Source organism: Mesorhizobium silamurunense (assembly GCF_014843905.1).
GTDB classification, from domain to species: Bacteria; Pseudomonadota; Alphaproteobacteria; order Rhizobiales; family Rhizobiaceae; genus Mesorhizobium; species Mesorhizobium silamurunense.
On the sequence record NZ_LPVS01000245.1, the window covers coordinates 1 to 11,307 of the forward strand.

Annotated in this window: 8 protein-coding genes and 2 pseudogenes; 6 read left to right on the top strand and 4 right to left on the bottom strand. The window is 59.3% G+C overall.

Going from position 1 to position 11,307, the window contains the following annotated elements; translation table 11 throughout:
• The 5 genes and pseudogenes from AU465_RS33920 to tnpC form a co-directional block, all read left to right on the top strand.
• Window positions 1-459: pseudogene (locus AU465_RS33920) on the top strand (hypothetical protein); the annotation flags it as partial.
• Between the two features lie 189 nt (window positions 460-648).
• Window positions 649-1,745: pseudogene (locus tag AU465_RS33925) on the top strand (AI-2E family transporter).
• A 407-nt stretch (window positions 1,746-2,152) separates the two neighbouring features.
• A complete protein-coding gene (gene tnpA / locus AU465_RS33930) occupies window positions 2,153-2,545 on the top strand; it encodes an IS66-like element accessory protein TnpA (RefSeq protein WP_192257477.1) in 393 nt (130 codons plus the stop codon).
• A complete protein-coding gene (gene tnpB / locus AU465_RS33935; RefSeq protein WP_192257478.1) occupies window positions 2,542-2,889 on the top strand; it encodes an IS66 family insertion sequence element accessory protein TnpB in 348 nt (115 codons plus the stop codon). Before tnpA ends, tnpB begins: the two co-directional genes overlap by 4 nt.
• 45 nt (window positions 2,890-2,934) lie before the next feature.
• Window positions 2,935-4,572: an IS66 family transposase gene (gene tnpC / locus AU465_RS33940; RefSeq protein WP_192257479.1), complete on the top strand. Its 1,638-nt coding sequence runs from the start codon at window positions 2,935-2,937 to the stop codon at window positions 4,570-4,572.
• On the opposite strand, the gene AU465_RS33945 is transcribed toward tnpC, so the two are convergent.
• From AU465_RS33945 to AU465_RS33955, 3 genes are all read right to left on the bottom strand, one after another.
• Window positions 4,553-4,786: a DUF6429 family protein gene (locus AU465_RS33945; protein ID WP_192257480.1), complete on the bottom strand. Its 234-nt coding sequence runs from the start codon at window positions 4,784-4,786 to the stop codon at window positions 4,553-4,555. The two genes, tnpC and AU465_RS33945, sit on opposite strands and share 20 nt — an antisense overlap.
• A 523-nt stretch (window positions 4,787-5,309) precedes the next feature.
• Window positions 5,310-6,359, bottom strand: coding sequence for an AI-2E family transporter (locus AU465_RS33950; RefSeq protein WP_246506684.1), 1,050 nt, complete (start codon window positions 6,357-6,359; stop codon window positions 5,310-5,312).
• 103 nt (window positions 6,360-6,462) lie between these two features.
• Window positions 6,463-7,695 (bottom strand): class I SAM-dependent methyltransferase, encoded by a 1,233-nt coding sequence (locus AU465_RS33955; RefSeq protein ID WP_192257484.1) that lies wholly within the window; start codon window positions 7,693-7,695, stop codon window positions 6,463-6,465.
• Window positions 7,696-9,155: 1,460 nt separating this feature from the next.
• On the opposite strand from AU465_RS33955, the gene AU465_RS33960 reads away from it, so the two are divergent.
• Window positions 9,156-9,728: an HdeD family acid-resistance protein gene (locus AU465_RS33960; protein WP_192257486.1), complete on the top strand. Its 573-nt coding sequence runs from the start codon at window positions 9,156-9,158 to the stop codon at window positions 9,726-9,728.
• Between the two features lie 352 nt (window positions 9,729-10,080).
• Here the strand turns inward: AU465_RS33960 and AU465_RS33965 are convergent.
• On the bottom strand, window positions 10,081-11,307 hold a 1,227-nt coding region (locus AU465_RS33965; protein ID WP_312891354.1), incomplete at its 5' end, for an SbmA/BacA-like family transporter.

The following is an 11,307-nucleotide window of genomic DNA, read 5'->3' on the forward strand; positions in this document are numbered from 1 at the left end:
CAAGATCATTGCCGCCGTCAAACGTGGGCACCAAGTGTTAGATTCCATCCAATAGGTGCGCAGCGGATCCGGGAAAACGACATGCAGACAGGAGCTTGGGCGCGTCGGCTGAATCAGTTTCGAGGCGACAGGAGGAACCGATATCAGGAACTCAAATCCGGAAAATACCGGCTCTGTTCGCGCAAGAAGGATGAAAAGACCGGCCGCCGCCGCAACCTCGCGCAACGCCCGTGGAGCAGAGTGCGAATCTCGACCGGGCAGCATCCGATATTCGAGCACCCGCCGTGGATTTGGCTTCCGCACCGCTCACCGCGCCGCCGTAAGCCCGATGCGCCCGCCCTGAGCAACGACGCTCAAACCCGCACCGCACCTAACCCCGCGACGCTTGCGGCATCGGCGGCACTGGTGCGAAAAGCCCGGCTGGTTAGCTGTACGGCCGGACAAGATCATGAAAACTAGTGCTTTGTCGCGTGGATAATTATGGATCCTGCCGAACCCGTGGCGCAGTGCTAATATTTGCTGCATTTTTTGAGATCCGCCCCTTCGCAAGGCGAACAGTCTTCGGTACCGGCCTTGTCTCGTAAGCTGCTTGGCGAACGAGGGGGCCTGGGCATTTCTAGAGAACGAGCAAGACAGCAAATGCGGACCATGATGCAATTCGACCGACCAGTCGAGCAGATCTTAGGAATCGGTGCACTGGTGCTGCTGGGAATCGGCTGCTTGGCCGTACTTTGGCCTTTCCTGTCGGCACTGCTTTGGGCGGCTGTGCTCTGCTTCTCCACATGGCCAGCGTATACCTGGTTCGAACGAACGCTGGGTGGCCGGAGGACACTTGCTGCCTTGCTCATGACCTTGCTGGTCGCACTTGTTCTGGTGGCGCCGTTTGCATCTCAGTGGCAACGCTGGCTGATAGCGTGTCGAGCATCGTTGCCGCGGCAAATCGTGTCCTTGAGCAAGGTCCTCCTGCGCCGCCAACCTGGGTGGCGGGACTCCCGCTCGTTGGCGAGCGCTTGGCCATTTACTGGCAAGGTCTGGCATACAACGCTCCGGCTTTTCTCATCGAACTGACGAAACTGATCCGCCCAGCTACAGACATCGCTGTGGCGAGCGGCGCAGTTCTTGGAGTGGGCCTCCTAGAGCTTGCGCTTAGCGTGTTCATAGCTTTCTTCTTTTATCGGAGCGGCCCACAGATGGCGGCATATGTGCGCATTAGTTCTGAGCGCATAGCAGGCACTCGCGCCCGACATCTGCTTTCTGTGATAGGTCTAACGGTAACGGGTGTCGTTTACGGTTTGATCGGCACTGCCCTTGCGCAAGGGCTGCTGGCTGGCATAGGATTCTGGATAGCGGGTGTGCCTCAAGCACTTCTGCTCGGCTTCCTCACTTTCATCCTATCTTTCGTGCCCTTGGCCCCTCCTCTCGTGTGGGGCTCGGTCACGTTCTGGCTGTTCTTTCAGGGCGAGGTCGGCTGGGGCTTTTTCGTTGGCGCCTGGGGTTTGCTGCTCATCAGCAGCATCGACAACGTGTTGAAGCCATATCTCCTCGCGCAGGCGAACAGCCTGCCAGTGCTGCTCAGTTTTTTTGGGCTCGTCGGCGGAATTCTTGCCTTCGGCTTTATAGGAATATTCCTAGGACCGGTGCTGTTAGCGGTTGGATACAGCCTCTTCCTGGAATGGCACGCGGGCGAAAATGAGAAGCTTGTTAGCCCGCCCGATTCTATGCCATCGGTTCCACGAGAAAAATGATCGTGCAAAGGAGGTGCACGAGCCAATCGACCGGCTGGGCGACGGTCGCGAGGGCCATCGAGGAGCCGCACGCAGCCCAACGCCGGCTTTAGCCGAGGCGCCATTGGCAGGCGAACCAGCGCGAAAGCCCGGCCGGCTAGTTATACGGCCGGGCAAGATCATAAAAGCTAGTGCTTTGTGGCGTGGATAATTATGGATCCGGCCGAAACTTTCGGCGCAGCCGTGCTAATGTTCGCTGCGTTTTTTGAGATCCAATCCTTCGCAAGGCGGACACTCTCTTCGGTGCCGGCCTTGTCTTGGCATACGGTCATCGATAGGCCACCTTCGCTGTATCCCCACGGTGACGGCCGCCTTGCTGAGGTAGGCTGAAGGCTGCAAGTCCTCGTGGTAGCACTAGGAACAGTCCTATGACGACGCAGCATGTGGAGGTGATCACGTCCGTCGAGCGCCGCCGACGGTGGTCTCGTGAAGAGAAGGAACGGCTGGTTGCGGCGTGTCTGGAGCCGAACGCCAGCGTATCGGAGATCGCCCGCTCGGCGGGCATCCATGCCGGTCAGTTGTTCCGTTGGCGCAAAGAGCTCTGCCAGATCCTCGCGCCGTCGGTGCCGCAGTTCATGCCGGTGAAGGTTGTCACGGCACGGCCGGGGCCTGAGGCCGCGGAAACCAAATCGCCGCCGCTACCTCGCAAGAAGACGAGCACGGTGACGATTGAGCTTGGCCGCGGCCGGCGCATTCGTGTGGAGAGCGACATCGACACGGAGGCCTTGGGCCGGATCCTGGATGTGCTGGAGCGGCGATGATCCCGGTCCCGAGCGGTGTGAAGGTGTGGCTCGCCACTGGCTTTACGGATATGCGCAAGGGCTTCCCCGGCCTCGCATTGATGGTGCAGGAGACGTTGAAGCGCGATCCGCACAGCGGTCATTTGTTCTGTTTCCGCGGGCGGCAGGGTGGCTTGATCAAGGTGATCTGGCACGACGGCCAGGGGGCCTGCCTGTTTATGAAGAAGCTCGAACGTGGCCGGTTCATCTGGCCATCGGCGGCCGACGGCACGGTGGTGATCACGCCGGGGCAACTCGGCTATCTGCTCGAAGGCATCGACTGGCGGATGCCGCAAAAAACCTGGCGTCCGAGCTCGGCGGGATGAGCAAAACCGCTGGCATGGCGGGAGCGAATATGATTCCCTCGCGCCATGACCGATGCGGCCGATCAGCTTCCCGGTGACCTTGCCAGTGCGCACGCGATGATCCTCGCCGAGCGTGCGGCCCGCCGTGAAGCAGAAGCCGTTGCGGCTCGCGCCCAGGCCGTGAACTCGCATTCGGATGCGCTGATCGCGCGGCTCAGGCTGGAGATCGAGAAGCTGAAGCGCGAGATCCATGGCAGCCGCTCGGAGCGCAAGGCGCGGCTTCTCGAACAGATGGAGTTGCAGCTTGAGGAGCTCGAGGCCGATGCCAGCCAGGACGAACTGGCTGCGGAGATGGCGGCGCGCTCCTCGACGGTCAGGGCGTTCGAGCGCAAGCGCCCGTCGCGCAAGCCCTTTCCCGACCATCTGCCGCGTGAGCGCGTGGTCATCGCCGCACCGTCAAACTGCCCGTGCTGTGGTTCGGCCAAGCTGGCAAAGCTTGGCGAGGATATCACCGAGACGCTGGAGGTCATCCCGCGCCAGTGGAAGGTGATCCAGACCGTGCGCGAGAAGTTCTCTTGCCGCCAATGCGAGAAGATCGCGCAGCCGCCGGCGCCCTTCCATGTGACGCCGCGCGGCTTTGCCGGACCGAACCTTTTGGCGATGATCCTGTTCGAGAAGTTCGCCCAGCACCAGCCGCTGAACCGGCAGAGCGAACGCTATGCCCGCGAGGGCATCGACCTCAGCCTCTCGACACTGGCTGACCAGGTCGGAGCCTGCGCCGCAGCGCTGAAGCCGGTGCATGCGCTGATCGAGGCGCATGTGCTCGCCGCCGAGCGGCTTCATGGCGACGACACCACCGTGCCGATCCTGGCCCGCGGCAAGACCGATACGGGCCGCATCTGGACCTATGTCAGGGATGACCGGCCGTTCGGCGGGCAGTCGCCACCGGCGGCACTCTATTATGCCTCGCGCGATCGGCGGCAGGAACATCCCGAGCGTCATCTCAAATCCTTCACCGGCATTCTGCAGGCCGACGCCTATGGCGGCTATAACCCGCTCTTCAAGGTGGAGCGTGACCCTGGTCCGCTGACCCAGGCGCTGTGCTGGGCGCATGCACGCCGCAAGTTCTTCGTGCTCGCCGACATCGCCACCAACGCCAAGCGCGGCAAGAACGCCGCGCCGATCTCACCGATTGCGTTCGAGGCGGTCAAACGTATCGACGCGCTGTTTGATATCGAGCGCGACATCAACGGTCTCGCCGCCGACGAGCGCCTGGAACGACGCCAGCAGGAAAGCCGTCTTCTCGTCACCGAACTTGGGGCCTGGCTGCGAACCGAGCGGGCCAGACTGTCACGCAGTTCTCCGGTTGCCGAGCCTATCGACTACATGCTGAAGCGCTGGGACGGCTTCACGTCCTTCCTCAGCGACGGCCGGGTCTGCCTCACCAACAACGCCGCCGAACGGGCGCTGCGTGGTTTTGCCCTCGGCAGGAAAGCTTGGCTGTTTGCTGGCTCTGATCGTGGTGCCGATCGGGCCGCCTTCATGGTGACGCTGATCACCACCGCCAAGCTCAACGACATCGATCCGCAGGCCTGGCTGGCCGACGTTCTCTCCCGCATCGCCGACACGCCGCAGAACCGGCTCAGTGAGCTGCTGCCGTGGACCTGGCGGCCCGCTCGGGCGCTCATGGCGTCGGCCGCGTAAACAGCGCGCGAAACAGTTGCTCCGAGCGCTGAAGACCCTCATCCGTCAGAACCAAGGATTTTGCCTTGTTGACCGGGTCGGCGATCAGTCCCTTCCGGTGAAGTCGATCCGTCACGTCCCAGTCAAAGCCTTTCCAAGCGCACCGTTCATTGTGCAGGGTCAGCCAAAGCAGCGCCAGGACCGCATCATCAATCTTGTCGGTGTCGATCTCCATCGCTGCAGCTTAACACAGACCGCACCCGCCGCGGCCCAGACCGGAGGGACACCCTTCGCTGTCACTGCTGCGTGCGAGTGTGTAGCTTTCGAAGCCTTTCACTGAACGCATAAGCTTTTCAACGTCGGCCTTATTCTTTTCCAGAAATGAAAACAGCTCTTTGGAGCCCTTACCTGAGTAAGTTCTTACAACGACATCCATAATGGATTCCGATCGGGAATGCGTTCATCGTCTGAACGCGTCTGTGGAAAGCATCAATCGGAACCAACGGCTCCGGTCCTGCTGACCAACCCTACTAATGTGGTGCACCCATCGACCGAATGCGATGAAATAATGACTTGGGCCCCCAGAGATCTGACAAAACCCCCTCGATTGGGCGGGACCCGCATGCTGATCGTGGCTATTGCTTAGGCATCCGCGTGGAGCGGCGGAAGACTTCAATGGACAGTGAAAGTTTTGCGGTCGATACCGGCATGATCGACGCTTTCCAGGCCGTTCGGTTGTCGGCAGTGTTCTCTTACCTCTAGCCTTCAAGTAAATGGCCCAAGGCCTTCAGCGGACGCAGGCGATCGCAAATGATCTTCACGATGGCCAGCACCGGGACAGCCAGGATCGCTCCGGGCACGCCCCACATCCAGAACCAGAATACCAGCGACAGAATGACCAGCACCGGGTTCAACGTGAAGCGCCTGGCGAGCAACATCGGCGTGAGCGTCTCTCCCTCGACAAGATGGATGCCGAAGTAGAGGGCTGCCGGCAACAGTGCCCAGAGCAGGCTGTCGAAGGTGAGCATTCCCGCAAGGACGAAGATGCTCATCCCGAACAGCGGCCCCAGAATGGGGATGTAGTTGAGCAGGAAAGCCGTCGCGCCCCACAAGAGGGGGTCTCCGAGCCCACAAAGATACATGGCGACCGCGGTGGCGATGCCCACCGCGGCATTCATGCCGGTAATCGTCACCAGATAGGCGGATACATCCCCCTCGATCTGCTGAGAGATATCGACTGCTTGCCGCTTCTCGCTCAGCCGCGGGAGGATCTCGACAAATCGCCGAAGGAAAGTATCGCCTGACACCATCAGGAAGTAGAGCACCAGTACGGTCGTGAACAAGCCGTCGAGGACGGCGCGCGTACCCGAGAACAAAGCGCCAGTCAGGCCGAGATCACTGCGGATCGAGACGGTCGAGCCTTTCTCTCCAGGATTGTTGGCGATCGCTTCTGCCTGTTGGATGAATTTCTGAAGCGCCTGGATCGGACCTTTCAGAACCACCAGATGAGCTTCAAGACGCGGTATCCCTTCCGGCAGTCTCTCCGCCCATGTCGCGGCAGGCCCCGACAAAGCGGCAACAAGGCCGACCAACACTGCGACAACGAGCAGGATCGGCAAGAGCGCGCCCAGGGCTCTCGGTACGTGCATACGCTCCAGTAACCGAACGACGGGTTGCAGGAGGAGCTTCAACACGAAAGCGAGAACGACAGGAAGGATAATTGAGCTTGCCACATAGGCCATCACCACGACGCTCACGGTGAACAGGCCGCCAAGAAAAAACGTCTGCGGATTGGACGGCAGCGGCATCTCCGTTTCGTCGACCGTCTGTCTCGATTCCGGCGGCGAAGGCGGGCGCTGCGGTGGTCGCACGATTGGACCCATGGTTGTGGTTCACCCTTGTCCCACTGCCTCACTCGGCAGCGCGCATATGCTGTCTCTTAGACGAGCTGTGCTCCCGTTCCCAATCAATCATATAATCACGGGTCATGGGCACGGTATCGGACCGTTTCGCAAGCTGCACCTGGAAAACTATCATGGTCCGGTATCGAAATCCGATCTCGCACAAGACGAGATAGAACTCCCACATGCGACAGAACCGCTCGTCGTAGAGCGCCGCGACGCGCTGCCAATTGTCCATGAAGCGCTTGCGCCAGTGGCGGAGCGTTTCTGCGTAGTGGAGCCTGAGGATTTCGACATCGGTGACAATCAGCCGCGAGCGCTCGGTGGCAGCGAAGACTTCCGAGAGAGATGCAAGGTCCGCACCCGGAAAGATGTATTTGCGGATGAAGGGATTGATCGGTGCCGGGGCATCCGAAAATCCGATGGCATGCAGCAGCGCAACGCCATCTTCCCGAAGCAGGCCGTGGAGCTTGGCAAAGAACTCGTCATAGTTCTTCTTGCCCACGTGCTCGAACATACCAACCGAGACGATCCGATCATACGGGCCGGTCGCCTCACGATAGTCGCGCAGCTGAAAGCGGGCGCGGTCGGCAAGGCCGGCCGCGGCTGCTCGCGCCTCGGAGACTTTGTGCTGCTCGACGCTCAGTGTAACGCCAGTAACGTCCGCGCCCGCCTCTTCGGCCAGATACAGGCCAAGCCCTCCCCACCCAGAACCTATGTCCAGTATCTTGAGGTTTGACCGGTCGAGCAGCAGCTTGGCCGCGATGTGGCGCTTCTTGTTTAGCTGCGCGGTCTCAAGATCCTCATTCCCGTTTGTGAAATAGGCGCAGGAGTATTGACGGTCCTTGTCGAGGAAGAGATCGTAGAGATGGGCGGACAGATCATAGTGATGGGCAACGTTTCGCCGCGCTCGGTCTATCGGATTGTACTGCTTGAGCCGTCGCGTCACCCCGGACAACAGCGAACACCACGACATGCGCTCAAAGTTGCGGAAGTTGATCGCCGCGATCTCTAGAAGATCATATAGGCTCCCTTCCTCGATTGTCAGCAGACCGTTCATGTAGGCTTCGCCGACCGAGAGCTCGGGGTTCAGCGCAAGTGTATAGTCGAGATGGCAGGCACCAAGCCTGACAGCACAACGCGGCGAGGAACCGTCGCCATAGTCGTGGATCCGCCGATTGCCGTCGATCAGACGTAGGCTGCCTGTCCGGATGACTGATCTGAGGATGGCGGGGAACAGCATGTAGCAAACCTTTGGACTGATCGCATATCCAGCGCGATGGTACGCGGCGGAAGGTCAATGTCCTAAGGACCTTCAGGGCCCTGCCTTCGTCGTCCAGCAAACAAGGTCATCGGTCACAATCCTGGCCCATGCGATGCATTCGCTCCGATAAAGTTGTGAGCTACAAGCGCCGCCTCCAGGTTTTTCTCGGCGCTAACGCCATTCTGGAATTCTCGGACGAGAAATCGCGCCGTGTCGGCCTCCATTCCGCCCAGGAGGTGGCGCTTTGCCGAAAGCCGAATTTGGCCAGCGTCCGAGCATTTCTATGGTTCTAGCGAGAAATCGCTGACGCCTGGAGTCGGATGACATTGCGTCCTCCCTGTATCCGGACCGGAGCGAAACGTCGCTGCCCACTGACAGCGCCGCTTTAGAAGCTGCCAACGCCACGATCTTATGCCGTGAGAGTGGGTGACGCAAACACATGCCGAGGGAAGGCGGCCCATCGCGCGCTCGCATCTATAAAGCATCGGATAAGACACGCGTTCAGAAGGCGTGAATGGAACGAAAATAGGCCGCCAACCGTTCATTGATGTTGGAGCGGTGTCGCGCGGGACGCAAGAATGAACGGCCTCCGCAGTAGATGTCGCTCCCAGGAGACTCACATGAGTATCACCACGATTCTCGTCATCGTCCTTATTGTTATATTGCTAGGCGGCGGTGGTTTTTACGGCCGCGGACGCTGGTACTAACGCAAACGCGTGCCGCTGGCATGGATTTGTACAACTCCAGCAATACTTTCTAGACGAACCGAGACTGGCCTCGATCGCACCAGTTCGGTGACGTTTTAGGATTTGTCTAGTTTGACGCCGTCAAGGGAGAAATGAATAGCCGACACGCCTATCTCCGAAGGCGTCAGACGGCAATCAGGAAGTAATAAAGAAACAGATCGCAGAGCTTCGCCGCGAAATCACCCAGGATAAATCGAAACCTTTCCGGGAAAGCCGAAGCGGCTATCGAAGCAGCACACGGTTGGTACGATCAGGCCAGGGACCAGGCCTCGCGCGCAGCTTAGCAAGTGCGAGGCCAAGTGAACCTTTTCGGCTACTGTTCAGAGTAACGGCACAATCGCTGCAGCGAGGGTGCTCGGCGGCATACTTGATCTTTTCGTCGACATCGTAATCGGCAGGAGTTCCTAGCCCGGTAACCGCTGATTGGGGCATCGTCACCGGTCGGACGCTCGTCACCAGCGTTTGCAATGCGGGCGGCGCGTTTTGTGAGCGGTGGGCGATCCCCAAAATCTGGTCTTCGATTTCGGACGGAAAGTCGTTTGCCCACCGACGTTCTCCTCTGCCATGTAACAAAAGCGTTTGTTAGTCGCTGCCTTCGTGGAGTACTCGACGCGGTTCATTTGTGGTAAATGTGTCGCGCGGCTATCTGCTGCGCAGTGAAGCCACCGGCAGAAGGTTGTTGGAGGGCAAGCCATGTCGATGTCGTTGGATGCCGCCGCAGAGGTCTTTCGTGAGGCAATGCGGCAGACGGTCAAGCGGTACTCGCTGTGGTATCTGGTAGAGGGCGTGCTGCTGGTGGTGACCGGAATTCTGGCGATGATCTTTCCTGTGGTCTCGTCGGTGGCTGTGGTCGTCCTGCTGGGATGGCTCCTGGTCTTCAGCGGGGCCTTGCAAGGCATAAGTTTGGTCGGTGCGGGCCATGTGCCTCATTTCTGGCTGCAACTCATATCTGTCATCCTGGCGGTGCTGATTGGCCTCCTCTTTCTGCGCGACCCTGGAGATGGGCTGCTGACCATCTCTCTGCTGCTGATTGTGTTCTTCATGATCGAGGGCATCTCGAAGGTAGTTTTCGCGCTCACGATACGTCCCGTCCCTAATTGGGGCTGGGTCTTGGGAAGTGGGCTGGTCGGGATTCTTCTTTCTTTGATACTGTGGGCCAGGCTCCCCGTGACGGCCGTGTGGCTGATCGGACTGCTGATGGGGATAGAGCTGATCAGCGTGGGTGCGGCGATTGCGTATCTTGCTTGGCAGGTGCGTAAGAGTTGAACATAGGCCCCACGGACGTAGCCGAGCGAGAAGCCGCAGCCTTCTAACCCGATCCATAGGCCTAGACAAAGTTACTCGTCGTCTTCCCGGCGTGAGCGTCAAATCGCGGTTTCGTAATTTGGCAAATCCTGGCCATTCACTGCTAGACTGCCGGGACCCTATTGAGTTGGGTTCGGGGGCAAGGGCGGCCAAGGACCCGTTCCCCCGCTTCGACGCTGGTCGAAACGCCAGTACTGGCGGACCAAGTTGACCCAACGGCAGCCTGAGGCGTCTGGCTCCTATTGATCGCAGACAATGGCGGTGTTGCGGGAGTCGGGCCTGGGCAACCAAGGCTTGGCGAGTAAAAGGGTCATTACAAGGGATTTCCGTCATACAGACGGCAGGACGGCCCCGGCGGGATGCGATCCAGCTGATCAAGGGCCAGTAGCAGCGAGGCGACGCGGTTTATCGAAGAAAGGCAATCTGCCAAGCCCGTGTAATTATCGACCAGCCAGTTGAGAGCCGCCTGTACGATAACGAAAGCCGCCGTCACCTGGGCAACTTCTCCAAGCGACATCGTTCCGACCAGGTATTTCGGCGCACACAGAACCCAGGCGATTACAGGGGCCAGCAGCGCATTTCCTTGCGAAACAAGCGTCGTGCGCATTAATTGCACACACAAATCCCGCCAGCGCGCCGTCACGTCATCCAGCGCCTGGCTGAGTGACCGATGTTGGTCGACCTCCCTTTGTGACCCGGAAGCAGCCACATTGCGTTCCCTCAGATGCGATCCGACCGACCGAAGCTGGGCTTCCGCTGCATTCTTGCCGGCAATAACTCTCATCAAGGGGCGGCCAACGATCGTCATGGCAAAAGTCAGAAGTGCCGAGTACGTCGCAACCGCAATAACCAGGTACTTGGGCACCGTCAGTTCACGGCCAAATATGCCAATGATGAGATCCCCACCGACGTTCCAAAGGATGCCGATAAATATTCCCGCGCTAAGCACGGCCTTAAGCAATCCAATTGCCATGCTTATGGGTGCCTCCGTTGCAATTCGTGCATCTTCAGCAATTCGGTATTCCGGGTTCTGGTCCTCGCCGACTCCAAATTGAAGTTTGCGGAAAAGGTCATTCTTCAGCCAACCGTCGATCAAATGCTGGGTCAACCATGCGCGCCATCTTCGCTGCGTCGTCATCAGCGACCAGACGCCAAGAACCGCCACGAGGATGCTGGAGCCGGCAAGTGGCAGGAAGAGCAATGCCTGAGTTCTTAGGACGGCGCTATCCCGTCGGCCAAACGCATCAAAAAAGTCTCGGCCCCAATAGCTCAGGCGATATTGAATTGCCAATTGCAGGAGCACGCTGACCATCAACAGCACAGTGGGAAACCATGCCTTCGAGGACTTAGGGCCTTTCCAAAATCCCGACGCGCTGCGCCAGAAGCGGACGATTAGAAGGCGTTGACGATCCGCCGAAAGATTCGCCATCGCGACAGTTTCTTGACGAGATGCATTCACATTTCGTGCAGCAGGCGAGGTACGATTTTCCGTAACCGCCCGGTTGTTACCGCGGAGATTTCGCTTTGATGCGAGCGATGA

Bases quoted from the DNA above. Each gene is read 5' to 3' on its own strand.
- tnpC (WP_192257479.1), top strand. From the start codon at position 2,935: ATGACCGATGCGGCCGATCAGCTTCCCGGTGACCTTGCCAGTGCGCAC.
- tnpB (WP_192257478.1), top strand. From the start codon at position 2,542: ATGATCCCGGTCCCGAGCGGTGTGAAGGTGTGGCTCGCCACTGGCTTT.
- AU465_RS33955 (WP_192257484.1), bottom strand. From the start codon at position 7,695: ATGCTGTTCCCCGCCATCCTCAGATCAGTCATCCGGACAGGCAGCCTA.
- AU465_RS33950 (WP_246506684.1), bottom strand. From the start codon at position 6,359: ATGCCGCTGCCGTCCAATCCGCAGACGTTTTTTCTTGGCGGCCTGTTC.
- tnpA (WP_192257477.1), top strand. From the start codon at position 2,153: ATGACGACGCAGCATGTGGAGGTGATCACGTCCGTCGAGCGCCGCCGA.
- AU465_RS33960 (WP_192257486.1), top strand. From the start codon at position 9,156: ATGTCGATGTCGTTGGATGCCGCCGCAGAGGTCTTTCGTGAGGCAATG.
- AU465_RS33945 (WP_192257480.1), bottom strand. From the start codon at position 4,786: ATGGAGATCGACACCGACAAGATTGATGATGCGGTCCTGGCGCTGCTT.